This window comes from Sphingomonas sp. RS6, from assembly GCF_054489705.1.
The window spans coordinates 381,112-407,087 of the sequence record NZ_JBTMWM010000003.1 but is presented as its reverse complement, the minus strand read 5'-3'; the positions used below and the strand labels follow the sequence as shown (position 1 = coordinate 407,087).

Annotated in this window: 28 protein-coding genes; 12 read left to right on the top strand and 16 right to left on the bottom strand. The window is 65.7% G+C overall.

Annotated elements, in window-relative coordinates:
- Positions 1-68 precede the first annotated feature (68 nt).
- The 4 genes from ACX40Y_RS09085 to ACX40Y_RS09070 all read right to left on the bottom strand — a co-directional run bounded on the left by ACX40Y_RS09085 (position 69) and on the right by ACX40Y_RS09070 (position 4,535).
- The gene (locus tag ACX40Y_RS09085; protein ID WP_459119224.1) at positions 69-1,337 is read right to left on the bottom strand and encodes an N-succinylarginine dihydrolase; all 1,269 of its coding nucleotides are present in this window, start codon (positions 1,335-1,337) and stop codon (positions 69-71) included.
- Entirely contained in the window at positions 1,337-2,353 is a 1,017-nt protein-coding gene (locus ACX40Y_RS09080) for an arginine N-succinyltransferase (protein ID WP_459119223.1), read from the bottom strand. The genes ACX40Y_RS09085 and ACX40Y_RS09080 overlap by 1 nt, the downstream gene beginning before the upstream one ends.
- Positions 2,350-3,558, bottom strand: coding sequence for a hydrolase (locus tag ACX40Y_RS09075; RefSeq protein ID WP_459119222.1), 1,209 nt, complete (start codon positions 3,556-3,558; stop codon positions 2,350-2,352). The genes ACX40Y_RS09080 and ACX40Y_RS09075 overlap by 4 nt, the downstream gene beginning before the upstream one ends.
- A gap of 89 nt (positions 3,559-3,647) precedes the next feature.
- On the bottom strand, positions 3,648-4,535 hold the full coding sequence (locus ACX40Y_RS09070) for a DUF481 domain-containing protein (protein WP_459119221.1): 888 nt from the start codon (positions 4,533-4,535) through the stop codon (positions 3,648-3,650).
- A 150-nt stretch (positions 4,536-4,685) separates the two neighbouring features.
- Here ACX40Y_RS09070 and ACX40Y_RS09065 point away from each other — a divergent pair, with 150 nt between their 5' ends.
- Positions 4,686-5,408: an SDR family NAD(P)-dependent oxidoreductase gene (locus tag ACX40Y_RS09065; RefSeq protein WP_459119220.1), complete on the top strand. Its 723-nt coding sequence runs from the start codon at positions 4,686-4,688 to the stop codon at positions 5,406-5,408.
- Positions 5,409-5,481: 73 nt separating this feature from the next.
- Here ACX40Y_RS09065 and ACX40Y_RS09060 read toward each other — a convergent pair whose 3' ends face one another.
- Positions 5,482-6,357, bottom strand: coding sequence for an MBL fold metallo-hydrolase (locus tag ACX40Y_RS09060; protein WP_459119219.1), 876 nt, complete (start codon positions 6,355-6,357; stop codon positions 5,482-5,484).
- A gap of 74 nt (positions 6,358-6,431) precedes the next feature.
- On the opposite strand from ACX40Y_RS09060, the gene ACX40Y_RS09055 reads away from it, so the two are divergent.
- From ACX40Y_RS09055 to ACX40Y_RS09045, 3 genes are read left to right on the top strand one after another with little or no spacing between them, the layout of a single operon-like run.
- A complete protein-coding gene (locus tag ACX40Y_RS09055) occupies positions 6,432-6,746 on the top strand; it encodes an ArsR/SmtB family transcription factor (protein WP_459119218.1) in 315 nt (104 codons plus the stop codon).
- A gap of 4 nt (positions 6,747-6,750) precedes the next feature.
- A complete protein-coding gene (locus ACX40Y_RS09050; RefSeq protein ID WP_459119217.1) occupies positions 6,751-7,269 on the top strand; it encodes a rhodanese family protein in 519 nt (172 codons plus the stop codon).
- A gap of 4 nt (positions 7,270-7,273) precedes the next feature.
- Complete coding sequence (locus tag ACX40Y_RS09045) at positions 7,274-8,053, top strand: sulfite exporter TauE/SafE family protein (protein ID WP_459119216.1); 780 nt, start codon at positions 7,274-7,276, stop codon at positions 8,051-8,053.
- On the opposite strand, the gene ACX40Y_RS09040 is transcribed toward ACX40Y_RS09045, so the two are convergent.
- Genes ACX40Y_RS09040 through ACX40Y_RS09030 form a run of 3 tightly spaced genes read right to left on the bottom strand, consistent with a single transcriptional unit; the run spans position 8,029 to position 11,291 of the window.
- Positions 8,029-9,396, bottom strand: a complete 1,368-nt coding sequence (locus ACX40Y_RS09040) for an ABC1 kinase family protein (protein WP_459119215.1) — start codon at positions 9,394-9,396, stop codon at positions 8,029-8,031. The two genes, ACX40Y_RS09045 and ACX40Y_RS09040, sit on opposite strands and share 25 nt — an antisense overlap.
- Positions 9,389-9,766: a thiol-disulfide oxidoreductase DCC family protein gene (locus ACX40Y_RS09035; protein WP_459119214.1), complete on the bottom strand. Its 378-nt coding sequence runs from the start codon at positions 9,764-9,766 to the stop codon at positions 9,389-9,391. Before ACX40Y_RS09035 ends, ACX40Y_RS09040 begins: the two co-directional genes overlap by 8 nt.
- Positions 9,759-11,291, bottom strand: coding sequence for a cryptochrome/photolyase family protein (locus ACX40Y_RS09030; RefSeq protein WP_459119213.1), 1,533 nt, complete (start codon positions 11,289-11,291; stop codon positions 9,759-9,761). Before ACX40Y_RS09030 ends, ACX40Y_RS09035 begins: the two co-directional genes overlap by 8 nt.
- An 88-nt stretch (positions 11,292-11,379) precedes the next feature.
- Here ACX40Y_RS09030 and ACX40Y_RS09025 point away from each other — a divergent pair, with 88 nt between their 5' ends.
- Positions 11,380-11,829: a DUF3429 domain-containing protein gene (locus ACX40Y_RS09025; RefSeq protein WP_459119212.1), complete on the top strand. Its 450-nt coding sequence runs from the start codon at positions 11,380-11,382 to the stop codon at positions 11,827-11,829.
- Here ACX40Y_RS09025 and ACX40Y_RS09020 read toward each other — a convergent pair.
- Positions 11,804-12,772: an NAD(P)/FAD-dependent oxidoreductase gene (locus ACX40Y_RS09020; RefSeq protein WP_459119211.1), complete on the bottom strand. Its 969-nt coding sequence runs from the start codon at positions 12,770-12,772 to the stop codon at positions 11,804-11,806. The two genes, ACX40Y_RS09025 and ACX40Y_RS09020, sit on opposite strands and share 26 nt — an antisense overlap.
- Before the next feature lie 14 nt (positions 12,773-12,786).
- Entirely contained in the window at positions 12,787-13,401 is a 615-nt protein-coding gene (folE, locus tag ACX40Y_RS09015; protein WP_459119210.1) for a GTP cyclohydrolase I FolE, read from the bottom strand.
- Between the two features lie 145 nt (positions 13,402-13,546).
- Here folE and ACX40Y_RS09010 point away from each other — a divergent pair, with 145 nt between their 5' ends.
- Positions 13,547-14,134, top strand: a complete 588-nt coding sequence (locus ACX40Y_RS09010) for a PAS domain-containing protein (RefSeq protein WP_459119209.1) — start codon at positions 13,547-13,549, stop codon at positions 14,132-14,134.
- A 42-nt stretch (positions 14,135-14,176) separates the two neighbouring features.
- Here ACX40Y_RS09010 and ACX40Y_RS09005 read toward each other — a convergent pair whose 3' ends face one another.
- The gene (locus ACX40Y_RS09005) at positions 14,177-14,533 is read right to left on the bottom strand and encodes a hypothetical protein (RefSeq protein ID WP_459119208.1); all 357 of its coding nucleotides are present in this window, start codon (positions 14,531-14,533) and stop codon (positions 14,177-14,179) included.
- Between the two features lie 28 nt (positions 14,534-14,561).
- Positions 14,562-15,941 (bottom strand): M20/M25/M40 family metallo-hydrolase, encoded by a 1,380-nt coding sequence (locus ACX40Y_RS09000; RefSeq protein WP_459119207.1) that lies wholly within the window; start codon positions 15,939-15,941, stop codon positions 14,562-14,564.
- Positions 15,942-16,072: 131 nt separating this feature from the next.
- Between ACX40Y_RS09000 and ettA the strand changes: the two genes are divergently transcribed.
- Positions 16,073-17,752: an energy-dependent translational throttle protein EttA gene (ettA, locus tag ACX40Y_RS08995; protein WP_459119206.1), complete on the top strand. Its 1,680-nt coding sequence runs from the start codon at positions 16,073-16,075 to the stop codon at positions 17,750-17,752.
- A gap of 104 nt (positions 17,753-17,856) precedes the next feature.
- Positions 17,857-18,525, top strand: coding sequence for a DUF3108 domain-containing protein (locus ACX40Y_RS08990; RefSeq protein ID WP_459119205.1), 669 nt, complete (start codon positions 17,857-17,859; stop codon positions 18,523-18,525).
- Positions 18,526-18,573: 48 nt separating this feature from the next.
- On the opposite strand, the gene ACX40Y_RS08985 is transcribed toward ACX40Y_RS08990, so the two are convergent.
- From ACX40Y_RS08985 to ACX40Y_RS08970, 4 genes are all read right to left on the bottom strand, one after another.
- The gene (locus ACX40Y_RS08985) at positions 18,574-18,804 is read right to left on the bottom strand and encodes a hypothetical protein (protein WP_459119204.1); all 231 of its coding nucleotides are present in this window, start codon (positions 18,802-18,804) and stop codon (positions 18,574-18,576) included.
- Positions 18,805-18,861: 57 nt separating this feature from the next.
- The gene (locus ACX40Y_RS08980; RefSeq protein ID WP_459119203.1) at positions 18,862-19,140 is read right to left on the bottom strand and encodes an acylphosphatase; all 279 of its coding nucleotides are present in this window, start codon (positions 19,138-19,140) and stop codon (positions 18,862-18,864) included.
- Between the two features lie 112 nt (positions 19,141-19,252).
- Positions 19,253-19,732 (bottom strand): transcription elongation factor GreB, encoded by a 480-nt coding sequence (gene greB / locus ACX40Y_RS08975; protein ID WP_459119202.1) that lies wholly within the window; start codon positions 19,730-19,732, stop codon positions 19,253-19,255.
- A 13-nt stretch (positions 19,733-19,745) separates the two neighbouring features.
- Complete coding sequence (locus tag ACX40Y_RS08970; protein WP_459119253.1) at positions 19,746-21,743, bottom strand: lytic transglycosylase domain-containing protein; 1,998 nt, start codon at positions 21,741-21,743, stop codon at positions 19,746-19,748.
- Positions 21,744-21,811: 68 nt separating this feature from the next.
- Between ACX40Y_RS08970 and dapA the strand changes: the two genes are divergently transcribed.
- The 4 genes from dapA to ACX40Y_RS08950 all read left to right on the top strand — a co-directional run bounded on the left by dapA (position 21,812) and on the right by ACX40Y_RS08950 (position 25,921).
- Positions 21,812-22,693: a 4-hydroxy-tetrahydrodipicolinate synthase gene (gene dapA / locus ACX40Y_RS08965; protein ID WP_459119201.1), complete on the top strand. Its 882-nt coding sequence runs from the start codon at positions 21,812-21,814 to the stop codon at positions 22,691-22,693.
- Between the two features lie 81 nt (positions 22,694-22,774).
- Entirely contained in the window at positions 22,775-23,257 is a 483-nt protein-coding gene (smpB, locus tag ACX40Y_RS08960; protein WP_459119200.1) for an SsrA-binding protein SmpB, read from the top strand.
- A gap of 1 nt (position 23,258) precedes the next feature.
- Complete coding sequence (locus tag ACX40Y_RS08955) at positions 23,259-23,825, top strand: DUF2062 domain-containing protein (protein WP_459119199.1); 567 nt, start codon at positions 23,259-23,261, stop codon at positions 23,823-23,825.
- A gap of 41 nt (positions 23,826-23,866) precedes the next feature.
- Positions 23,867-25,921 (top strand): M13 family metallopeptidase, encoded by a 2,055-nt coding sequence (locus ACX40Y_RS08950; protein ID WP_459119198.1) that lies wholly within the window; start codon positions 23,867-23,869, stop codon positions 25,919-25,921.
- Positions 25,922-25,976: the final 55 nt, after the last annotated feature.

Here is a 25,976-nt window from a genome sequence, read left to right as displayed (position 1 = left end):
CGAAGCAATCACCGTGCCAGCGGCGGAAATTCGGGGGATTTCCGATTGTCCTGATGCTTACCTGTCAATTAACTCGACAGGCTCGGCGGTACAACCAGCGAGTCGAAGCCGAGCGCCTCCAGCAACGCCCTCCGCGCCGATTCCACCTGCGCCACCAGCGCCGGATCGTCGAGCGCGTCGACGGCGATGGTCTCAGGCCAATGCCGCTCCACGATCGCCGCGATCGTGTCGAGCCGGGCATCATCGACCAGAAAGCGCGGATCAACGGTCGCCGGATCGGCAACGACGCGCAGGCGGAGACAGGCAGGTCCGCCGCCATTCGCCATCGACTCGCGCACATCGACCACCTCGACATGGCGGATCGGCCCGTTGCCCGCGAGGTGATCCTGCAACCAGCGCCAGACGCTGGGGGTGGCGCGCGCCTCGCCGGGGACGATCAGGCCGGTTTCGCCGCCGGGGAACGTCACCAGCTGCGCGTTGAACAGATAGGCGGCGATCGCATCGGCAAGGCTGACCTCGGCGGCGGGCACCTCGACGATCTCGACCTCGGGCATCGTCGCGCGAAGACGATCGTAGAAGGCCTGTTTGTCGGCAAAGGCCTGCTCGTGCGCGAACAGCACACGGCCGTTCGCGACGGCGACGACATCGTTGTGGAACGCGCCAGCGGCGATCGCCGCTTCGGATTGCTGGACGAACAAGGTGCGTTCGGGATCGAGCTTGTGTCGCCGCGCGATCACGGCGCTCGCATCGGGGTGCTGACGGGCGGGGAAGGGGCCGCCATGAATGCCGTAGACGAATATCTCGACGCCCGGCGCGTCGTGGCTGGCTGCCAGGCGCATATGGTTTGCCGCCCCCTCGTCGCCGAACGGCGGTGGCACCGGGCCGTGGACCGTGAAAGCCGGATCGGCGAATGCCAGCCGCAACTGGGCCAGCGTCTCGGGCCATTCATGGCTGCGGTGCGGCATCGTCAGCAAATTGGCAACGCTCAGATGGCAGCGGCCGTCGGCGCTGTCGGGCGCGGGGGAGACGGTTGCGGCGTTTGCGGCCCACATCGGTGAGGCGGACATCGCCTGTGCGCGGGTGTGCGGCGGAGCGTGGTGATAGCTGGTGTCGAGCAATGCCAGCCAGCGATGGTCCGGGCGCGCATGCGGCAGCAGGATGCCCTGTGTAAGCCCCAGCGACAGGTTCGTCCGCATCTTGGCGATGCCCTGAAGCGCTGCGGCGCGCGGATGCGAAGGGTTGCCGCGATTATGGGTCGCGGCGAGGTTGCCGGGGCTCAGTCCGGCATAATTGTGGCTCGGGCCGACGATCCCGTCGAAATTGATCTCGACCAACATCAGCGTGCCACCCACATCAGTTCGTCGCCCGCGCCGACGCCGATCGCAGCGGCGGCTGCGGGATCGACCTGGATGCCACCATCGACGGGGCGGACATCGGCGAGCGCCGCCTGGAAATCGGCGAGACGGCCGGTCGCCACCAGCCCTGGCTCCCCGCCCGCTACAATCGCCGCCACCGGCGCGACCGTGGCATCGCGTATGGTCTTCACGTGATCGACGCGCGCCGTCATCGTGGGGCCACCGTCGAAGATGTCGATATAATTCTCGAACGCGAAACCCTCATTCTCCAGCATCCGCATCGCCGCCCGGCCCGACGGGTGCGGCAAGCCGATCACCGCGCGCGCCGTTTCCGGCAGCATCGCGGTATAGACGGGGTGCTTCGGCATCAGATCGGCGATGAACTGGTTGCCATGCGTCGCGTTGAACTCGTCGGCTTCCTGAAAGCTCATCCCGAAGAAGCGGCCGGCGACGCCGTCCCAGAAAGGCGAGCCGCCCGCTTCGTCGATCACGCCGCGCAGCTCGGCAAGGATGCGGTCGGCGAAGCGGGCGCGATTGCGGGCGATGAACAGATAGCGGCTGCGCGCGAGCAGCAGCCCGAGCCCGCCCGCGCGTTCACCCGGATGGAGAAACAGGCCACCAACCTCGCTGCATCCTTCCAGATCGTTCGCAAGGCTCAGGATTTCGGCGCGGAAGGTACGATTTAGCTCCTGGCTGTGCTTGGTGACGGTGCCAATGCGATAGCTGTAGAACGGCCATTTCTGGCCAACCCGCGTGAAGATCTGGCAGGTGCCGCGCACTTCGCCGGTAGCGACATTCTCGAGGATGAGGACGAACAGGTCGTCGGTTTCGGCTGCTTCGGCTTCCGGTCGTGCAAAGGCCGCGTGACTGCGGTGGAGCTTGGCGCGCAGTGCCCCCCGGTCGGGCGGCAAGTTGGTGAAGCCGCCGCCCGTCAGTTTCGCCATTTCGTAAAGCGGCTGGAGATCCTCGTCGCGCGCTGCGCGGATGCGAAAGGTCATGCCAAGCCCCCGTCGATCAGGCGTAGGATGGTGAGCGCCGACAGCGCGGCGCGTTCGGGCAGGCTTTCAGGGATCAGAAATTCCTCCGCAGAATGAATGGCGCCGCCGCGCGCGCCCATCGTGTCGACGACGGGGACGCCGCACGCGGCGATGTTGTTGCCGTCGCACACCCCGCCGGTCGCGCGCCAGTCGACGTGGATGCCGAGGTCGGCGCCGGCCCGGCGCACCAGCCCGAACAGACGTTCGGCGCCCGGATCGATCGGCTTGGGCGGCCGGTTGAAGCTGCCGTGACGCTCGATCGTCACCTCATGCGTGGCGGCGATTTCGGCGATCGCGCTGGACAGAACCGCATCGGCATGGGCGATCGACGCCGCATCCTTGGGGCGGAAATTGACGCGAAGAATCGCGAGGTCGGGCACGACATTGTTCGGCCCGCCGCCGTCGATCCGCGCCGGATTGACCGCAAGCCCCGGGGCCCGTGCGTCTGCCATCCGCACCGCCAGCGCCGCAGCCGCGACCAGCGCGTTGCGCCCGTCGTCGGGGTTCCGTCCGGCGTGGGCGCTGCGCCCACGCACGACGAGCGAGAAATTGCCGGTGCCGCCGCGCGCGCCGGCGAGCGTGCCATCGGGCAGCGCAGGCTCATAGGTGAGGGCGGCATGCTTGCCGCGCGCCGCCTCTTCGATCAGTCCGCGCGACGATAGCGAGCCGGTTTCCTCGTCCGAATTGACCAGGACGGTATAGCCGAAACGTTCGGCGGCAGCGCTTGCCTCCATCGCTTCGAGCGCAGCGAGCAGCAGCGCGAGCCCGCCCTTCATATCGGCCGCGCCGGGGGCGTTGAGCGCACCATCCTCAAGCCATTGGCTCGACTGGAACGGGTGATCGACACCGAACACGGTGTCCATATGGCCGGTGAAGAGAAGCTGGATCGGCGCTGACGGGCGGACATCGATCCGCAGATGCCGGCCGTGCTCGAGCGCCTCCACCCTGCCGTCGGGCGTCACCGTCTCGACGGGCGCGGGATCGATCAGCTGCGGCGTGGCGGGGAGCACGGCGAAGGCGTCGGCAAGCGAATCGGCCATCCGTGCCAGCCCGGCGAGGTTACGCGTCCCGCTGTTGATCGACGTCCATGCCTGGGTGCGATCGAGCATGGGCGCGGCTTCGGCCCGTTCGATCACGCCGCGCTCGATTGGCGAAAGCTCGGTCATGCGGGCACTGGTAGCGCGGAACCGGCGCGTTTGAACACCCCCGCACGGGCATCGGCCCATAACCGCGCGTTCAGGTTGCCGCGATCGTCCTAGAAATCGACGACGAGCGCCGCGCGGCTGGTGGTATCGGTGTTGACGCGGCCGCCGGTCGGCTGACTCTCATACTGAACCGTGTAGCTGAGCTGCGCCGACAACGGGCCGATCAGACGCGCAAGCAGCGCCGACTTGCTGGAGACGGTGCTGTTTTCGCGCTCGACAAAGGCGGATGCTGTCTGCGTCAGCGAAATGCCCTTTGACAGTTTCCAGCCAAAATCGAGCGATCCGCGCGCGGCGAGGTTGTTTTCCGGTCCCTCGTCGACGAAGACAGTGTAACGATAGGCGGGGCCGAGTTCGAGATCGAGCTTGATCGCCGACGACTTGATCGCAGTATAGCCGGCACCGGCCGACAGCGACACGCGATTGGTGAAGCCCGAGAAACGATCGCTTTCATATTGCGCGGCGCCATAGACATAGGCGCGATCGTCGAATTTCCAGTTCGGTTCGTAGGCGGCGAGATAGCGTTCGCGCGTGGTGACGCCCAGGCTTTCCTGATAGTCCGCCTGAAGCCGAAGCTTGTGCCGCCATTCGATCCCCTCGCGCTTCAGCTCGACGGCGCCGGTAAGGCCGATATTCTGGGTGTTGCCGGTGGTGACATAGCCGCCGAGTTCGGCATGCCCCTTCATCAGGGAAAGGAAATCGGCCTCGCGCAGTGCGCGCTGCGCGACTTCGCGACGATGGTTGCGCCAGTCGGCAGCGATCTTGGCGACGAGCGGTGCCGAAGCAGGATCGGCGGTGCGCGCATATTTGACGATCACCGCCACGTCGGATTCGCTGCCGGCGCTCATCGCCGCGTCCAGCATCGCCTTCACGGCCGGCGGAATCGTCGGATCCTCCGTATTGGCCAGCAACAGCGGGAGGACGAGGAGAAGGGCGCGCATGCAACTCCCCTAGCGACCAATTCCGGGCGCAAAAAGGGCAGATCGTCGCAATGGCGCAACAGGATGGCCGACGAAGCTCGCAGCCGCCCCTCGGTACAGCTTGTCCGGCCCGGCATCGCGCCGCACTTCGGCGGGCCAGGGAGAATGCGCTTGAGCAAGCGGGCACTGGTTTTTGGTGCGACCGGTGCGATCGGTGGCGCGATCGTCCGGCAACTGGCAGCAGATGACAGCTACGCGGTCATCCACGCCGGCGGGCGGCGTGCGCCGGAGCAGGCATCGCCAAAGGTCGTGCCATTCACGTTCGACATCACCGATCCCGACAGCATCGCCGACGTCGCGACCGCAGCGATGGTGGACGGCCCGTTCGACCTGGTGTTCGTCGCGACCGGCATGCTCCACCGCGACGGCGGACCGGCGCCCGAAAAGTCGATGCGCGCGATCAACGCCCAGGCAATGGCGGAAGTGCTCGCAATCAACACGATCGGTCCCGCGCTGATCGGCCGGCACCTGCCGATGCTGCTGCCTCGCGACCGGCGATCGGCGTTCGCGGCGCTTTCGGCGCGGGTGGGTTCGATCGGCGACAATCGGATCGGCGGCTGGCACAGCTATCGCGCATCGAAGGCGGCGCTCAACATGCTGATGGTCAACTTCGCGATCGAGCTGCGCCGTACCCATCCGCAGGCGGTGGTCGCCGCATTGCACCCCGGCACCGTCGACAGCGACCTTTCCGCGCCGTTCCAGCGCGGCGTGGCACCCGAAGGTATCTTAACGCCGGAGCGAAGCGCCCAGCACCTGCTCGCAGTCCTCGACGGGCTCGGCCCCGAGCAGTCGGGCGGCTTATTTGCGTGGGATGGCGCGGCGATTCCATATTAGACGGTGAGTCCATGAATCGGGATCAAAGGGTTCGACTTTCATGGGATCGCCGACCTTGGCATATTGAACGCCGCTAGCGCTCGTGCGTCGTCAGTTTCACCGGGATGCGGAGATAGGTGACGCCATTCGCTTCCGCTTCGTGGAATTGCCCGGCGCGAATGTTCACCTGGATCGAGGGCAAGAGCAGCTTCGGCACCGAAAGGCCGGCGTCGCGGCGTTCGCGCATGGCGACGAAATCGTCTTCGCTCACGCCGTCATGGACGTGAACGCTGGCTCGGCGCTGTTCGCCCACAGTCGTTTCCCAGCGATAATCGTCGCGGCCCGGCGCCTTGTAGTCGTGGCAGAGGAAGAGGCGCGTTTCGTCCGGCAGCGACAACAGGCGCCGGATCGAGCGATAGAGCGTTCGCGCATCGCCGCCGGGGAAATCGGCGCGCGCGGTGCCGTAATCGGGCATGAACAGCGTATCGCCGACGAACGCGGCGTCACCGATGCGATAGGCGATGTCGGCCGGGGTGTGGCCGGGGACATGCAGCACCTCGACCGCGAGCGTGCCGATCGTGAAGCGATCGCCATCGTCGAACAGGCGATCGAAATCGGAACCGTCGGTCTTTAGATCGTCCATCGCGAAGACGGGGCGGAAGATCTTCTGCACGTCGCGAATGTGCGTACCGATCCCGATCCACGCGCCGGTACGCGCCTTGATGACGGGGGCGGCGGACAGGTGATCGGCATGGGCATGCGTTTCCAGCACCATTTCGATTCGCCAGCCATGATCGTGCGCAAAGGCGAGGATCCGTTCTGCCGATCGGTCGTCGGCGGTGCCGCTGGCGATATCGAAATCGAGCACCGGATCGATCACCGCAGCGGCGCGGGTCTCGGGATCGCCGACCAGATAGCTGATCGTGTTGGTCGGCTCGTCGAAAAATGCCTCGATGAAAGGCTGGGTCATGCTGTGTCTCCAACGTGTCGCTTGACTATATATTAGAGCATTCTAAATAAGAAAGATCTAATGGAAGGAGCGCGATGCTGAAGCCCCCGATGGACATGGCGACGTTCGAGCGGAAAGCCGGCGAAGTGGCGGACATGCTGAAGACGATCGGCAACGGCCGGCGGCTGATGCTGCTGTGCAAGCTGGTCGAACATGGTGAGGTGACCGTGGGCGATCTGGCCCGCGATGTGGGCCTCTCCCAGTCGGCCTGCTCGCAGCATCTCGGCAAGATGCGCGACGAGGGGATCGTCGCCTTTCGGCGCGAGAGCCAGACGCTCTGGTATCGCATCGCCGATCCCCGCGTGGAGGCGCTGCTCGCAACCCTTTACACCCTTTACTGCAAGGATTGACGCGATGACCCTGACGTCCCTGTCACCCGCCGAAGCCCGCCAAGCCATCGAAGCCGGCGCGAGGCTGGTGGATATTCGCGGCGCCGACGAACATGCGCGGGAGCGCATTGCCGGCGCGTTGAACCTGCCCCTCGAGCGGCTGGACGAGTTACCTGCCGAGGATCGGCCAATCGTCTTTCACTGCCGTTCCGGCATGCGCACTGCCGCCAATGCAGCCTCGCTGTTCGCTGCGGCCGGGCCGGCGCCTGCCTATGTGCTCGATGGCGGTATCGAGGCGTGGCGGCGTGACGGTCATGCGACGATTTGTGATCGTTCGCAGCCGATCGAGATCATGCGACAGGTGCAGATCGTGGCGGGCGCGCTGATCCTGGGCGGCATTGCGCTCGGCTGGATGGTGGCGCCCGCGTTTCTGGGCCTTTCCGCATTTGTCGGCGCAGGGCTCCTCTTCGCTGGGACGACGGGCTCGTGCGGCATGGCGACGCTGCTGCGGCAGATGCCGTGGAACCGGCGCGCGGCGGCCTGAAGCGGTGGACGCTGCCGTCATCGCCGCTGCGCTCGCCTCGGGCGGTGCGATCGGCCTCGTCCTCGGCCTCGTCGGCGGGGGCGGATCGATCCTGGCGGTGCCGCTGCTCATCTACGTGGTCGGAATCGGATCGCCGCACGCCGCGATCGGCACCGCGGCGGTGGCGGTAATGGCCAACGCCTTTGCCAGCATGATCGGCCATGCGCGCGGCGGAAGGGTGAAATGGCCCTGTGCTGCCGTTTTCGCCGCCGCCGGCATGGTGGGCGCGGCGATCGGCGCCGAGCTGGGCAAGGCGTTTGACGGCAAGCGTCTGCTGGTGCTGTTCGGCCTGCTGATGATCGGCGTCGGCATTTCGATGCTGCGGCCTCGGCGGACCGCCGAGGCGCCCGACGTGCGGCTGACACGGCAGAGCGCGGCCACGCTGCTGCCCCGCCTGATCCCGATTGGCCTGGGGGTGGGGCTTGCCGCTGGCTTTTTCGGGATCGGCGGTGGTTTCCTGATCGTCCCGGGTCTGATCCTGGCGACGTCGATGCCGCTTGCCTATGCGATCGGCACTTCGCTCGTCGTTGTCACCGCGCTGGGGTTCACCACCGCTGCCTCCTACGCCCTGTCTGGGCTGATCGACTGGCCGGTCACGCTGTTGCTGGTGCTGGGCGGCGTTGGCGGGACGGTGGCCGGGATCGCCATTGGACGGGTGATCGGCGCGCGCAAGGGGTTGCTCGAGCGCGGTTTTGCCGCGGTGGTGATCGCCGTCGGCGGCTATGTCGTCGCTTCGTCGATCTGAGGTGTAGCGGCATGATTGGCTAGCCGGTCTGTGACCAGCTGGCGCAGCGGCACAAGCGCGCGCAGCCGCGCGGCAAGCAGCGCCATGCCGCTGATCTTGCGCTGCGCGAACAGCGTTTCGGCAGGCGGAATGTGCCAGATCGCACGATCCTCCGCCATTGCCATTCCCTCGCTGCGGATGGCGCCGAGAAAGCCGCGATCGGAAAAGTCGAAGCGATCTGCCCGGTCGCTCTCGGCAAGGATCAGGCCGATGATGCGCCGGATCGCCGCCGGGTGGCGCTCGATCGCAGCGGGGCTGAAGAAGCCCAGTTCGAGCCCGCCCGCCAGCACCCGTTCGACGTCGCCGGCAAGGCCCGCCTCGAGCAGCGCGCGGTAACCGGCCGAGACCTTTGGCGATACCGGCATGGCGGCGCCGAAATCGAGCAGCACCAGCCGTCCGCTTTCGGGTTGATAGCGATAATTGGCGAAGTTCGGATCGGTCTGGATGAAGGCGAAGGCGAATAGCTCCTGCAGCACCAGGTCGATCAGCGCAGTGACGACGCGATCGCGCTCCTCCTGCGGCGCGCTTTCCAGCGCCTCGATCGGTTGGGCCGCGACATAGTCCATCGCCAGGACGTTCTCGGTCGAAAGATCGGCGAAGGGGCGTGGTACCAGATATCGCTCGTCCCCGGCGAGATGATCGACATAGCGCGTCATCATCGCCGCCTCGCGCGCATAATCGGCCTCGTCGTGCAGCTGCCGCTTCGCCTCGACGAGAAGCGGTGCAATGTCGATGCTGCGCGGCAACAGGCCGGAGACGCGAAGCAATGTCGCAACATTGTCGACATCGGCGTCGATGCTCTTGCGCACGCCGGGATACTGGACCTTGATCGCCAACATGCGGCCGTCCGCCAGGCGGGCGCGATGGACCTGGCCGATCGACGCGGCCGCGATCGGCTGCGCCTCGAACAGGGCAAAGCGCCTCCGCCAGTCGGCGCCCCATTCGCGGGCCAGCACCTGCTGGAGCTGGGCGGGCGGCATGTGATGGGCACGGTCGCGCAGCCGCGCGAGGATCTGGGTGAGTTCGGCCGGTAGAAGGTCGCCTGCGTCGAGCGAAATCATCTGACCGAGCTTCATCGCGGCGCCGCGGAGCTGGGCGAGCTGCTCGGTGGCGCGGGCGACGTTTCCTGGCGTCAGCACCAGATCGCGCAGCTGGGGCCGCTCGCCCGCGACGAGCCGGCGCGCGCCTCCGGCGAGCACGTTGCCTGCAACGCCGCCCGCCAGCCGCCCCATCCGACCCAGGCGCGACAGGCGAGTCACGGGGATGGCGTGCGCGCGGCTTTCGTCGGAACGATCCTCAGCCATGATGATCCTTGTGTCGAAGATGCCGCTGCAACGCCGGCCGGACGCTGAGGAAACGGCGATACAGCCATTCCAGCATCGAGAGAACGCCCGGCAGCCGGGCGAGATGCCCGAGCGGCCGGAGCAGCGGGATTTCCCGCCACATCGCCGCGAAGGCCGCTGCACCGTGATGGAGCTGTCCGCTCGTATCGGTGACGTGAAACCGCGCGAGCATCGCGGCGCGATCGGCCGGGCACGCGGCAGCATCGTTGCTGACGTCGACGAATTGCAGCCGCCGGCCGCGATCCAGACGCCGCATCAATGCGATTTCCCGCGTGCAGAGCGGGCATCCGCCATCATACCACACGATCGCGCGATTGGAGGGCTTAACCATTCCAGTGCGCCTCCGCCGGTTCGAGCGCAGCGAGGAAACGGGCGCTGTCGTCGGCGATCTCCTGCTTCCGGTCCTCGGACATACGGTCATAGTTGCGGACGATGGGCTGCATCCGGCGGCTCTGGGCAAAACGTTCGCGGTGCTGCGCGATGAAGTTCCAGTAGAGATAGTTGAAGGGACAGGCGGCCGCGCCGCTTTTTTGGCGGACGTCATAGTGGCAGCCGCGGCAGTAATTGGACATACGATGGATATAGGCTCCGCTCGCGGCATAGGGCTTGGAACCCATGATCCCGCCATCGGCGAACAGCGCCATCCCGATCGTATTGGGCAATTCGACCCATTCATAGGCATCGGCATAGACCGCCAGATACCAGACATGCACCAGATATGGATCGATGCCCGCCAGCAGCGCGAAATTGCCCGTGACCATCAGGCGCTGGATGTGATGCGCATAGGCGAGCTGTCGGGTCTGGCTCACGCAGGCGCGAATGCAGGCCATCGGCGTGTTGCCGGTCCAGTAGAAATCGGGGAGCGGCCGGTGCGCCTCGAGCGCGTTTACCGCGGCGTAGCCCGGCATGTGCAGCCAATAGAGCCCGCGCACATATTCGCGCCAGCCAATTACCTGGCGGATAAAGCCTTCTGCCGAATTAATCGGCACCCGGCCCGCGCGCCATTCTGCCTCGACCATCCGGCAAAGCGCCAGCGGATCGAGTAGCCCGATGTTGAGATAGAGTGCGAGATGCGCATGAAACAGCACCGGATGGTCGAGCCGCATCGCATCCTGATAGTCGCCGAACTGCGGCAGGGCGTGGCGGACGAAATGATCGCGCGCGAATTCTGCATCGGCACGGGTGACGGCGAGATCGAACGAGTCGAGGTCGCCGAAATTGTCGGCGAACCGCTCCGCGACCATCGCCAGCACTTCGCCCGTGATGGCGTCCGGCGGAAAGCGCGGCAGCGGGGGCAGAACCACATCGTCGCCGGGCGTGCCGCGATTGTCGCGATCGAAATTCCATGCACCGCCGCATGGACGATCGACGTCCATCAGCAGCCCGGTGCGGCGGCGCATCTCGCGATAGAAGAATTCCATCCGCAGCCCGTGGCGATCGTCCGCCCAGCGGACGAAGTCTGCCCGGTCGATCAGGAACCGCTCGTCGGGCAGCATCACCATGTCCGGCAGCGATGCGAGTGCCTGATACAGCCGGTATTCGCCCGGTTCGGTACAGCAGAGCGTGTCGACGCCGAGTTCGCTGCGCGCGCGTGCCACTTCGCCGGCTAGCGAGCCACTGTTCGCCGCGTCGTCGAGCCGAACATAGCGTACCGTCCAGCCTGCGTCCGCGAGTTCATGCGCGAAATGCCGCATCGCCGAAAAGACGAAGGCGAGCTTGCGCTTGTGATGTGGGACGTAGCTGGCTTCGTCGGCGACTTCAGCCATCAGCACGACGTCTCGTTCGCGCTCGGAATCGACGAGCGAGCTGATCGTCGGGCTGAGCTGGTCGCCGAGCAGCAGGATCAGGCGTGGCATCCACACGATGTGGTGGCTTTGCACCGAAAGGGCGCCATGTCTGTTCGGACAGGTTGAGCGCTGGCCCGGCACGCGACAACGATCGACAATGCTCAATCCTGACCATCGCTTCGAGCGCCTGGCGCGACTGCTCGGCTATGCGGGGCTGTTGCCGCTGATCGCCGCTACGATCGTCTCGCTGGCGATCGCGGACTGGCGTTGGGCGATGCTGACCGGCGGATTCGCCTATTCGGCGCTAATCTTCAGCTTTCTGGGCGGCTTGTGGTGGGGGCAGGGCGTTGCCCGGGTCGGCGCCCCGCGCTGGATCTGGGGCGTTGCGGTGATGCCGTCGCTAATCGGTTGGGGATTGATGATCGCGGAGCGATCGGGCTGGCAGCTGGAGATGGCGATGCGGGTGCTGGGCGTCGCCATCCTGATGTCGCCCGCGGTTGACTTCATGCTGGCGGGGCAATGGCCGATGCCGCGCGGCTGGATGGCGCTGCGGCTTCAGCTTTCGACCGGGCTGGGCTTGCTCACGCTCGCGCTTGCATCGATGTAAACCCCGGATTCTCGGCGGCGATTGCCGAGCCAAGCCGGTGACCCGACAACCAGGCGAATTCGACGCGCGGCCCAAGCAGCCAGTCGCCGCACGCGCCGAGCCTTAGCGCCTGGTTCCATAGCACCGTCTTGTCGATGCCCGGCGTCATCGCGAACCGCCAGCGATGCGCGGCCAGATAGCGCAGCGGAGGCGAGGCGCTTTTGGCATGAGAGAGCAGCGCGTCGAGCAGCGAACGGGCAACGTCGTCGGCAGGAAGCTCCAGATTCTGCGCGGACCATGAACCGTGTGCCTGGACGACCCATGTTTCGCCACCGGGCCGCGCGGGCTTGGCGCTGTCCCGCGATGCCCATCCGATGATGCCGCTCTGGCGGATGCAGTCTTCATCGACGTCGAGCCGGTCGTCGAATGCGATCATGGCCGTCCAGCATGGCTGTGACCGCGCTGCCATCGCATCCGCGGCCATACGCAGATCGTGCGACCCCAGGAACGCCGCTGCCTGTTCGGCCGGCACCGCGACGATCGCCGCGTCGAACGGCCCGAACTGACGATCCTGCAGCCGCACGTGCCAGCCCAGCCGGTCGCGGGTCAGCGCCGCGACGTGATGGCCGAAGCGGACGTCGTGCCGCGCCGCCAGATCGCGCACGGGTGCGTTCATTGTCGGGGTGCCCACCCAGGCATCGCTGCCCGCAACCGGCCAGGGGCGCACGATCCCATCGTTCGCCCATCGCGCGACCTGATGGCCGAATTCTCCGTTCCGGACCGTGAAATACTGGGCGCCATGGTCGAACTGCATGGTTTCATCACCCAGTTCGACCCGCCGCGTCGACATGCGTCCGCCGGGGCCGCGTGCCTTGTCGAACAAGGTCACGCCATGTCCTTCTGCCGACAGCCGATCGGCGCAGGCAAGGCCGGCGATGCCGGCGCCGAGGATCACCACGTCCATCTGCAGACGTCCGCTCAATAGCCCATCAGCGACATCAGCTCGGCACGGCTGCTGCGATCCTCAAGGAAGCAGCCAAGCATCCGGCTGGTGACCATGCCGACGCCGTGCGTCTTGACGCCCCGCCCGGTCATGCAGCCATGCTGCGCCTCGATCACCACCGCGACGCCGGCGGGCTTGAGATGCGTCCAAATCGCCTGGGCGATTTCGGCGGTCAGCCGCTCCTGGATTTGCAGGCGTCGGGCATAGCCGTGAAGGACGCGGGCGAGCTTGGAGATGCCGACCACCCGGTCCTTGGGGAGATAGGCGATCGACGCCTTGCCGATGATCGGGGCGAGGTGATGCTCGCAATGCGACTGGAAAGGGATGTCCTTCAGCAGCACGATCTCGTCATAGCCCGCCACTTCCTCGAAGGTGCGGGCGAGGTGCATGCCGGGATCCTCGTCATAGCCGGCACAATATTCGCGCCAGGCCTTGGCGTGCCGCAGCGGTGTGTCGCGCAGCCCTTCGCGCTCGGGGTCTTCGCCCACCCAGCGCAGCAGGGTCCGGACCGCTTCCTGAACGTCCTCCGGGACCGTTTCGCGGTCAGTATCGTTGTCGGCCCGTTCTATATCGTTGCAGAAGAAGTTCATCGGGCCTACCTTTCGTTTCACCGGCAGCAGTTTCGTGGCCCGCCGGCGTCGAGTGTCCTCCACATGAGGAACCCGGGGGGAACCGGGAACATGGACAAAAGGGTATGCAGATTTGCGGCCCCAAAAGGATGCGGAAAGCCGACCAATGCCACTAGCCGACATGATCGCCGGAAGCGCCGTTGCTGCGGTGCTCAGCAACCCCCGATTGCCCGATAACCCGATCATCGATTGCAACGACGCATTCATCGCGCTCACCGGCTATCAACGCGACGAGATCCTGGGCCGCAATTGCCGCTTTCTATCGGGCGACAAGACCGAGCCGTGGCTGAGCGAGGCGCTGAGCGCCGGCGTGCGCGAGAAGCGGCCGGTGATGGTGGAAATCCTCAACTACAAGAAGGACGGCACGCCGTTCCGCAACGCGGTGCTGGTCGCGCCGATCTTCGGCGAGGATGGCGAGCTCGAATATTTCCTCGGCTCGCAGATGGAGGTCGACGGCCCCGCCGACGGCAGCACGCATCGCGCGACCGTCGCGCGCGAGCGAATCGATGCCTTGTCGCCGCGCCAGCGGACCGTGCTGATCGCGATGGCCGCCGGCAAGCTCAACAAGCAGATCGCTTATGATCTCGGCCTGACCGAGCGGACCATCAAGATGCACCGCGCGGCGATGTTCAAGGCGCTTGGCGTGCGCACCGCTGCCGATGCGGTGCGGATGGCGATCGAAGCGGGTTACTGACGCACCTCGCGCACGGCGGACCGCCGGTGCGAGCGCTGCCGATCAGTTCTGATCGGCGGGCGCATCCCCGGTCGCATTCTCGGCGACCCCCGCATTGGCGATCATCGCCTCTGCCGCTGCGTTGGCGGCATTATCCGATGCTTCCTGATAGATCATCGCATTCGCCTCGAGCGACTCGTTCGAGATGTCAGAGACATTGCTTTGCTCGCCGCCGTCGCAACCGGCGACCGCAACCAGCACCCCCGCGACCGCCATCATGCGAAGCTTCTTCATCCGGTGCTCCCGTTTCAACTCAATGATCGTTTCGGGCGCGAAACATCGCGCCGTTCCAGCGGTTGAATTGCGCGGATGGCGGGTCACGTCAATCACCAAGCGCGCCGATTGCCGCGGAACGGCCATGTTTTTGCCCAATTTGGGGCAGGTCGACCTATTCTTCCGACGCCGCCGAAACAGGGCCCATCGCTTCAGGGGCATTGGCGACGATCGCCAGCATCGCGGCCCATGCTGCGACGTTCTGGCGAAGCTGCTCCGGATCGATCTTGTCGAGGGTGTCGTCGGGGGTGTGGTGATAATCGAAATAGCGCATGCCCGACTGGGTCAGGCCGATCGTACCCACCCGGCCGCGCAGGATCGGTGCGACATCGGTGCCGCCATGCGCGGTTGCCCGGCCGCGTTCGATGCCCAGCGGGTAGAGCGCAGCCTCGAGGCGATCGCCGATCGCGTTTGCGGACGCGGGCAAATTGGTTTCGAACTTCCAGATCCGGTCTGCGCCGAAATCCGATTCCATCGCAAGCGCATGGCGTTCGCCGGCATGGGCTTTGGCATAGGCCTCGCCGCCAAAGCCGCCGACTTCCTCGGCGCCGAACCAGACGACGCGGATCGTGCGGCGCGGCTGGCCCAGCTTGGCGGCATGTAGCGCAGCGGCGGTGGTGATCGCCACGCCGGCGCCGTCGTCGATCGCGCCAGTGCCGAGATCCCAGCTGTCGAGGTGGCCGCCGACGACGACGATACCAGCCTCGGGATCGCTGCCCGGGATGTCCGCGATGACGTTGCCCGACTCGGCCTCGCCCTTGAACTGCGGCGTGATGGTCAGACGCAGCCGCACGGGGCCGCGCTTCACCAGCCGGACGAGCTGTTCGGAATCGGGCAACGACAGTGCCGCGGCGCCGATTGGCGACACGCCATCGGCCCAGGTGGTGACGCCGGTGTGCGGATTGCGGTGATGATCGGTGCCGATCGATCGGATCAGCACGGCGGCCGCGCCCTTCGTGGCTGCGATGCTGGGGCCGGCGCGGCGAACCGCGCCGTAATAGCCATATTGCGAGCCATCCTGTGTAGGCACCATCGCATGGTCAATAAAGGCGATCTTGCCCTTCAGGCTCCCGGCGGGTGCGGCCCGAAGATCGGCGAGCGAGGGGAAATAGACGACCTCCGCCTCCAGCGGCTGCGCACCGGTCGAGCCCGAATAGCCGAGCGCGGTGATCGCCAGCTTCTGCGAGGACGCACCCAGCACTTCCGCCGTTTCGACGCCGCGGACCCAGACCGGCATGCGATAGGTTTCGATATGCACGTTCTTGAAGCCGAGCGCCGTCAGCTTCTTCACCGCCCAGGTGCGGGCGCGCGCTTCGGCTTCGGTTGCGGCGAGGCGCTGGCCGACTTCGGTCGTCAGGCCTTCGACCACGTCCCAGGCGATGTCGTCCTTCATCGCAGCATCGCGAACCGCCGCCACCTGTTGGGTGGTCTGGGCCAGGGCGGGGAAGGGCAGGGCGAGTGCGGCGACGGCCGCGAGCAGGAGGCGCTTGTTCATGCTGCGAATGCTAACCGGCGATCCTGTGATTGCAATGGGGCTGGCAACGGTTTGCCAATGCGCGCGCGCATCGCTACATGCCGCACGTCTTTTTCCAGCATCCAGAATACTCGCAACGGAGATCCGCCACCGTGGCTGCGCAATACGCCTTCGTGATGAAGGACATGACCAAAACCTTCCCCGGCGCCCCCAAGCCGGTGCTGAGCAACATCAACCTGCAATTCTATCAGGGCGCGAAGATCGGCATCGTCGGCCCGAACGGCGCCGGCAAGTCGACGCTCATGAAGATCATGGCGGGTATCGACAAGGATTTCTCGGGCGAGGCCTGGCCGGGTGAGAACATCACCGTCGGCTACCTGCCGCAGGAGCCGCAGCTCGATCCCAGCAAGAATGTGCTTGAGAACGTCAAGGACGGCGCGCGAGAAGTGGCGGATATGGTCGATCGCTTCAACGCCATTTCGGCCGAGATGGGCGATCCCAAGGACGACACCGATTTCGACGCGCTGATGGAGGAGATGGGCGATCTCCAGGCTAAGATCGACGCGGTCGATGGCTGGACGCTCGACAACCAGCTCGAAGTCGCGATGGAAGCGCTGCGCTGTCCGCCGTCCGACTGGTCGGTCGAGAACCTGTCGGGCGGTGAAAAGCGCCGCATCGCGCTCACCCGGCTGCTGATCCAGAAGCCGTCGATCCTGCTGCTCGACGAACCGACCAACCACCTCGATGCCGAAAGCGTCAACTGGCTGGAGAACCACCTCAAGGAATATGCCGGCGCGGTGCTGATGATCACCCACGACCGCTATTTCCTCGACAATGTGGTGGGCTGGATCCTCGAGATCGACCGCGGCAAGTACTTCCCATACGAGGGCAACTACTCGACCTATCTCGAAAAGAAGGCCAAGCGCCTCGAGCAGGAAGACCGTGAGGCGACCGGCCGCCAGAAGGCGATCAAGGACGAACTGGAGTGGATCCGGCAGGGCGCCAAGGCCCGCCAGACCAAGTCCAAGGCGCGTATCAAGAAGTTCGAGGAACTGGTCGCCAGCCAGGAAAACCGCACGCCGGGCAAGGCCCAGATCGTCATCCAGGTACCCGAGCGCCTGGGCGGGAAGGTGATCGAGGCGAAGAACATCTCCAAGGCCTATGGCGATAAGCTGCTGTTCGAGAACCTCTCCTTCATGCTGCCGCCGGGCGGCATCGTCGGCGTGATCGGGCCGAACGGTGCGGGTAAGTCGACTCTGTTCAAGATCATCACCGGCCAGGAAACCCCGGATTCGGGCGAGATCGACATCGGCTCGACCGTACGCCTGGGCTATGTCGATCAGAGTCGCGACCATCTCGACGACAGCAAGAACGTCTGGGAGGAAATCTCGGACGGGCTCGACTATATGAAGGTCAACGGCCACGACATGTCGACCCGCGCCTATGTCGGCGCGTTCAACTTCAAGGGCCAGGACCAGCAGAAGAACGTCGGCAAGCTGTCGGGTGGTGAGCGCAACCGCGTCAACATCGCCAAAATGCTGAAGCGCGGCGGCAATGTGCTGTTGCTCGACGAACCGACCAACGACCTCGACGTCGAAACGCTGGGCGCGCTGGAAGAGGCGATCGAGAATTTCGCGGGCTGCGCCGTGGTGATCAGTCACGATCGCTTCTTCCTCGATCGTCTCGCCACGCATATCCTCGCCTTCGAAGGCAACAGCCATGTCGAATGGTTCGAGGGCAATTTCGACGCCTATGAAGAAGACAAGCGTCGTCGCCTGGGTGACGCCGCTGATCGTCCGACCGCGTTGGCCTATAAGAAGCTGACGCGCTGATATCGCGAGAGGCCGGCCCGGCCGGGGCCGGCCTCTCTGTTGCTTGCACGGCGTGTTCTACTCAGTTAGCACAGTAGAGTGCATAAACTGGGGAGACAGCGGCGGTGATCCATCTTTTTCTGTTGGCGCTCGCGCAGGTCGCAGCGCCTGCGGTAGTCCCCGACGGCACGAGGCTGCAGGCGGGCAGCCGCTGCTACACGATCTTCAACGGCGACAAGGCGATCGGCCAGACCTGGCAAAGCGTTCGGGCGATCAAGGAGGCAGGCGTCCCGATGTGGGATGTGGTCGTCCATCAGCGCATGGCGGGCGGCCAATTCGATCTTCGCGACCATTTCGTCCTGCGCCGTGCGGACCTGCGCCCGGTCACGATGGACAGTCGCAAGAACGGACAGGCGCACGCCCGCGTGCGCTATTCGGATGACGTCGCCGAGACGTCGGTCGACGGCAAGACGCCGACCATGACCCAGTTGGAGGGGCCCGTCTGGGATGGGAATCTGTGGGGGCTGACAATGGCCGCGCTTCCGCTTGCCGAGGGCGGACACTTCGAGTTGCCATCCTATCATTATGACAAGGGGGCGGGTCGCTTCGTTTTCGATGTGGTCGGCAGCGAAACGGTCGACGGCAAAGCGGCTTGGGTGGTCGCGGCCGAGGGTGGCGACGGGCGCAAGGTCCGCTATCTGATCGCAAAGGATCCCGCGGACGAACTCGGCTATGGCGCGGGGCCGTTCCGCCAGAGCATCGGTGGCGATTGCGGCGAACTCGCTGAGCCCTGACCTGACGCAGCACCGATCGCTGCGTCAGGCCGCGGGCGTCGATCGAGGTCATCCGCGCGCGCGGTCCGTTGCGGTTCGCTGGCCGTGATCGATTTCGTCCTGCTTGCGGACACGGCGATGCTCGTCAGGGTCGCTTACCGCATCCTCCGACGCATCGGTACCGACGTCACGGGCTAGATTGCCGCCGCTGCGGCCACCCTGGTCGGGTGCTGGCGCCGCTGCATCGATGACGGCGCTATCGTCATTGTCGCGTGCGGTTTCGGTCCGGCGGTTTTCCATCTTGCTCTCCATGCTTGTGTATCTGGAGAAGCGAAGCCGGCGCGCGAACGTTCCCGCTCAGGCGGTGAAGCGTTTGGTGAACCCCTTGTGCGGCTTGTCTTCGGCCAGTGCAGCGCTTTCGACATGCTCGACCCGGGCCAGTGACGGGCCGGTGCGACACGCCTCGACCAGCGCTTCCAATGCCGGCTCCTCGCCGGCGGCGACGATTTCGACGCGGCCGTCCTTCAAATTGCGGACCCAACCGGTCACGCCGCTGCGCTGCGCCGTCCGCACCACCCAATCGCGATAACCGACCCCCTGGACCCGTCCCGAAACCAAAATTCGTTGCTGCGCCATCGACTTCCTTCGTTCCCGCCAATCATTGGAGGCGCTCCAACTGTAGCAGGATGGGACAAATGAGAAGCGGGCGGGGGATCGGTCCGCCGCAACTTCGGCAGCCCCTGGCGCGTCAGGGATAGGTGATCGCGATCACCTCATATTCGCGCTCGCCGGCCGGCAGGTTCACCCGGCGCAGGTCGCCCGTTCGCGCCCCGCGAAGCGCGCGCGCGATCGGGGCGTTCCATCCGACCATTCCCTTGGCGGCATCCGCCTCGTCATCGCCGACCAGGGTCAGCGTCCGCTGATTGTCGTCTTCGTCGACAATCGTCACCGTGGCACCGAAATAGACGCCTGTGCGATCCTCCTGACGCGACGGGTCGACCACCTTGGCGGCTTTCATCCGCTTTGCCAGCCAGCCGAGCCGCCGATCGATCTCGCGCAGCCGCTTCCTGCCATAGATGTAATCGCCATTTTCCGAACGGTCGCCATTGCCCGCCGCCCAGGCGATCGTTTCGACGAGGCGCGGGCGCTCCTCGGCGAACAACTGGTCATATTCCGCCTTGAGTGCCGCATAGCCCGCGGGCGTGATGTAATTGGGGCGTTCCTGCATCGCCGAGCGGTTATCAGCCCGGCTGGCGCTTGCCCAGATACCAGCTGAGGTTGGTCGGCCCGCTCGACCGGGCATGATCCGGGTGCATCAGATCATAGACCACGGCGTTTTCGAGCACCCGCTGCACGTAATTCTTGGTCTCGAAGATCGGAATCGCCTCGACCCAGCGGACGATGTCGCCGCCGGGCAGTCGCGGATCGCCATTGGCGCGGAGCCACTTGTTCACATTGCCTGGCCCGGCATTATAAGCGGCGACCGCGAGCGGATAACAGCCGCCATAATAGGTCAGCATCCGCTGGAAGTAGCTGGACCCCAGTTCGATGTTATAATCGGTGTCGGCGTTGAGTGCGCCCACGTCATAGCTTTTGCCCAGCCGGTTCGCGACCTCGCGGGCGGTGCCCGGCATCAGCTGCATCAGCCCGCGGGCGCCCGCGCGGCTGACAGCATCGCGATTGAACTGGCTTTCCTGACGGGCGATCGCGTGAATGATCGTCCAGTAATCTTTCTGCCCCTCGGGTATCTTGACCGAAGGGAAGCCGGCCGCGCTGTAATCGGTGAGCCCGTTCTGCAGCGCGCTCCGGCCGACCATGACGCCGAGGTCCGGACGATCGATCGCGCGGCTCAGCTCGGCAGCAAGGATATGATCGTCGTCGCTCGTCACGTCCTGCGCGATCTGGCGGAGGAAAAGCCCCTGGTCCGCGCGATTGCCCATCGCCCCGAGCAGTTGGGCGGCGCGCACCACCTCCAGCCGGTAGAACGCCTCGCGTGCGGCGGGATCGACCTTCTTGCCTGCGAGCGTCGAAGGCCCCTGGAGCGCCCGCCCGAGCCGCTCGGCGGCGAGCTGGCCGTAGTAGAGATCGGGATAGGCGCTCGCGCGGGTATAATAGCTGTTGGCGAGCGGGCGGTTGCCCGCTGCTTCGGCAGCGCGACCGGCCCAGTAAAGCCCCTTGGACTGGGTTTGCGGCGTCCGCGAGCCCCGCGAGTAACGATCGAACATGCCGACCGCGTCGCCCGGCCGGCCGAGTTCGTCCATCGCCGTCATTCCGGCGAGCCAGGTGAGGCTGGTGTAATCGTCACGTTCGCCCAACGGCATTTCGCTGACGTCCGTTCCGGGCGAGAAGGCGTCGTCGACCTGGCTGGCGATGCTCCACGCAAGCGGGAATTGCCGGTCGGCAGCGGCGCCGCGCGCGGCGGTGAGCAGCACTTCCATCCACCGTTCGGCGTCGCCCGGATAGCTGGTCAGGCGTCGCGGCTGGGCAAGATAGGCGCGCATCGCCGGCGACTGCCCGGTATCGCGCAGCCATCGGGCGCGGTCTGCGATATAGCCGGGATCGCCGCGGCCGCGCGGCTCGGCCGCGGCGGCACGATCGGCGACGTCGGGTGCTTCGCTGCGGAACGCGATCCGCGCTTCGAAAACGGGGCGGTTGGCCGATGAGGTATAGGCGAGCTGGCGGCGCGCGGCGCTCAGCTGGCCCTGCCACAGCAGCATGTCTTCACGGGCATCGTGATCGGCGGGCGTGAGGATGCTGCCGAACGCGGCGAACAGTCTGCTTTCGTCGGCCGGCCGCAAGATCCCCGATCGCCATGCGCGGCGCGCCTGATCGGCCGCCTGGGCGGTCGCCCCCGACGCGGCCAGCGCTTCAGCATAGCGGATGCGGCCGGCCGGCGTGATCGGTGGAAAGCGCGTGAAGAACCGGATAACCAGCTGCGGCGCATCGCTGCCGCTGGCGAGCACAGTCTCGGCGGCGGCGCGCCGGCTTTTCTCGCCGGGCCAGCCGGGATGGGCGAGCAGGAAGCTCGCATAATCGGAAAAGGGATAATTGTCCGATTGCTGGAGGCGTTTCCACTCAACGAGCGCCGTAGCAACCGGATCGAACTGCGACTGGGCCTGCGCGCGCGGCGACAGCCCCTCGGCAAGCAGCGTGATTGCCTCAGGCGTCATCCGTGCCGATGCCGCCAGTCCCGAAATCCCGGCGAACAACAACGCGCCTTTGATTACCGTACCGACCATGCTGGACATGATAGGGCACGCGGCCGTATCTGCCACCCCGTTCAAGCAAAAAAGGATGATTCAGCGCGATGTTCTCCGGTTCGGTCCCCGCGCTCGTGACCCCGTTTCGCAACGGCCGCTTTGCCGAGGACGACTTCCGCGCCCTCGTCGAATGGCAGATCGAGCAGGGCTCGTCCGCGCTGGTGCCGTGCGGCACGACGGGCGAAGCCGCGACGATGCCCAAGGACGAGCATTTCCACATCGTGCGAATCTGCGCCGATCAGGCGCGCGGGCGCGTGAAAATACTCGCCGGTGCGGGATCGAACGATACCCAGGTGGCAATCGCCAACGTGAACGCCGCGCGTGATGCCGGTGCCGATGCCGCGCTGATGGTGCCGCCTTATTACAACCGGCCGAGCCAGGAGGGCATCTTCCGCCATTTCGAGGCGGTGGCGATGGCGACCGATCTGCCGATCGTGCTCTACAACGTGCCCGGCCGGACGGTGACCGATATCCAGCCCGCGACGATGGCGCGGATCGTCCACGCCTTCCCCGAGCGCTTCGTCGGCGTGAAGGACGCCACCGGCAATCTCGCGCGCGTCTCTGAGCAGCGGGCCGGCTGCGGGACCGATTTCGTCCAGTTGTCCGGCAACGACGAAACCGCGCTCGCCTTCAACGCGATGGGCGGCGTCGGCTGCGTATCGGTGACGGCGAATGTCGCCCCGCGGCTCTGCGCCGACTTCCAGGCGGCCTGGGCGGCGGGCGATACGGCGGGTGCGCTTGCGCTGCACGATCGGCTCTATCCGCTCCACATCGCCATGTTCACCGATGCCTCGCCCGGCCCGGTCAAATATGCGCTCGGCCGTGTTCGAGCCGGCTTCCCCCAGGAACTGCGCCTGCCGATGACTGAGGCGGGGGAGGCGAGTCGGCGCGCGGTGGACGCGGCACTGGCGCACGCCGGGCTCATCTGAGCGCACAGGCGCGACTGGCGGGCAGGACAGGCGACAAACGTCTGGCGCTTCGACCCGCCTGTCCCTACATGCCACCCTCTTATGGCTCGCCCAAGACCAACGACATTCGACAAGGTGAAGACCGTCGCCGAGAACCGGCGCGCTCGGTTCGATTATTACATCGAGCAGACCTATGAGGCCGGCCTTGCGCTGACCGGCACTGAGGTGAAATCACTGCGTTTCGGCGAGGGCTCGATCGCTGAAGCCTATGCCGAAGTGAAAGACAACGCGGTTTGGCTGGTGAACGCCAACATCCCCGAATTCAGCCACGGAAATCGCTTTAACCACGAACCGAAGCGTCCGCGTAAATTGCTCCTTCACGTGCGTGAAATAAACAAGCTGCATGGTGCAGTCGCCCGGGAGGGTATGACGCTCGTGCCGCTCTCCGTGTATTTCAACGGGAAGGGGCGCGCGAAGGTCGAACTGGCACTCGCGAAGGGCAAGAAGACGCATGATAAGCGCGAGACGATCAAGGACCGGGAGTGGAAGCGCGAACAGTCTCGCCTGTTGCGCGACCGCGGCTGAGATGGAGCATCAGCGGCCCGACCGTCTTCGTCGTCTTGCCAACAAGGCGGTGCCGAGCCGCGAGTCGATCGAGAGCAACCGTTGGTTGAAGCCGGTTGCCGGGCGCGTGATGCATTCGTCGCTCTGGCGTTTCACTCGCCGGTCGGTCCCGCGCGGCGTTGCGTTGGGCATGCTGACGGGAATCCTCATCCCGCTCGGCCAGATTCCCGCATCGGCGATCCTGGCACTGCCGCTGCGCGCCAACATCCCTGCCGCGGCAGCGACGACCTTTTTCACCAATCCGCTAACCACGCCGCCGCTGTGGATCGCGGCCTATTGGCTCGGGAGCTGGATACTCGGTCCCGGTGGGGCGCAGGTGGTGGCCGCCGGCGCGCCGCAGGGATGGCTCGAATGGCTCGTGCGCGAGGTCGGCCCCGCGACCCTCACAGGGTTGCTCACGATTTCGGTTCTTCTCTCCGTTGTCGGCTATTTCGCCAGCGCGATGCTGTGGCGATTGTGGATCGTGCGCAAGCGGCGGCGGCGGCTGCGCGAGCGGATAACAGCCATCGGCGTTGACGCTGAGTGTTAATCTATTAAGACGGCGACATATTCTTTCAAAGAGGTTGCCCGATGCGCTTCCCCCTTCTTGCTACCACCTTCCTCGCCGCGCCGATCCTGCTCGCCGGTTGCGCGCAGCAGCGCCAGGATACCGGCGTTCAGGAGGCGCCCGCCGTGGCTATGAATGCGAAGCCCGAGATCGGTGATTATGGCTTCGACGTCGCCGGCATGGATCGCTCGGTTCGGCCGGGCGACGACTTTTACGCCTATGCGAACGGCACCTGGGCAAAGAACACGCCGATTCCGGCGGACAAGTCCAATTACGGCGCGTTCAACCTGATCGATGATCTGTCGAAGAAGCGCACGCACGAAATCCTCGAGGCGGCGAAGGCAGATCCCGTCTCCAAGATCGGCACCGCTTACGCGACCTATCTGGATACTGCGGCGATCGATGCGAAGGGACTGGCACCGATCCAGCCCTGGATCGATCAGATCAAGGCGGTGAACGACAAGGCGGCGCTGCCTGCGCTCTACGCGCAGGCCGACCGGAGCGGCATCTCAGTGCCGTTCGGATCCTATGTCGGCCAGGACGACAAGGAGCCGGAAATCTATGCCCTGTCGCTTTTCCAGGGCGGCCTCGGCCTGCCGGACCGCGACTATTATCTGTCGAACGATGCCAGGCTGGCCGAAGCCAAAGCGGCCTATGTCAAGCACCTGACCAACATGTTGTCGCTGGCGGGTGAGGCAAATGCGGCTGAGCGCGCCGCCGCGATCGTCGCGTTCGAAACCGAAATCGCGCGGGTCAGCTGGACGCGCACCGACAGCCGCGACGCCAACAAGACGTACAACAAGATGTCGGTCACCGATCTGGCGCGGACCGCCCCCGGCTTCGACTTCGCGACGTTCTTCAAAGGCATCGGCGCCCCCGTCGATACCGTGATCGTCGCCCAGCCGAGCGCAGTTGCCGGGATCGCGAAGCTCGTCGCCACGACGCCGATCGGCGTGCTCAAGGATCAGCTGCTGGTGCGTTCGCTCAGCGCCTATTCGGACGTGTTGCCGAGCGCGATCGACAAGGAGGATTTCGCGTTCAACGGCACGATCCTGTCGGGCACGCCGGAGCAGGAGGCGCGCTGGAAGCGTGCGGTGAACTTCACCACGGGTGCGCTCGCCGACGATGTCAGCAAGGTCTATGTCGCTAAATATTTCCCGCCCGAAACCAAGGCGGCGGCCGATCGGCTGGTCAAGAACATCATCGCCGCGATGGACCGGCGGATCGATCAGCTCGACTGGATGGCGCCCGAGACGAAGGTGAAGGCGCACGAGAAGCTGGCCGCGTTCACGCCCAAGATCGGCTATCCCGATCGCTGGCACGATTATTCGGCGCTGCGCATCGTGCCAGGCGATGCATTCGGCAATGCGATGCGCGCCAATCAGTGGCGCCATGACGACAATGTCGGCCATCTCGGCAAGCCGCTGCAGCGCTGGGAATGGGGCATGACGCCGATGACGGTCAACGCCTATGCCAATTTCGGCATGGTCGAGATCGTGTTCCCGGCCGCGATCCTTCAGCCGCCCTTCTTCGATCCGAATGCCGATCCGGCGATCAACTATGGCGGCATCGGCGCGGTGATCGGCCACGAACTGAGCCATCATTTCGACGACCAGGGCGCGAAGTACAACAAGGAGGGGCGCCTGACCGACTGGTGGACGCCCGCCGACGTCGCGGCATTCAAGGCGCGCACCGATGCGTTGGCCGCTGAATATGACGCCTATGAGCCGCTCCCCGGCATGCACGTCAACGGCAAGCTGACGCTCGGCGAGAATACCGCCGATCTCGCCGGCCTGACCGTCGCCTATGACGCGTACAAGGCCTCGCTGGGCGGCAAACCGGCGCCGGTGATCGACGGGACGACCGGTGACCAGCGCTTCTATCTTGGCTGGGCGCAGGTCTGGCGGCGGAACTATCGCGAGGCCAATCTGCGCCAGCGCCTGCTCACCGATCCGCATTCGCCGTCGGAGCAGCGCACCTGGGTCGTCCGCAACCTCGATCCCTGGTACGGCGCCTTCCAGCCCGCGCCGACCGACAAGCTGTTCCTCAGCCCGGACAAGCGCGTCCGCATCTGGTGAGTGTGCGGTGCGTCCCCACGCTCCGGTGCTGGGGACGCACGCGGCTCTTGACCGC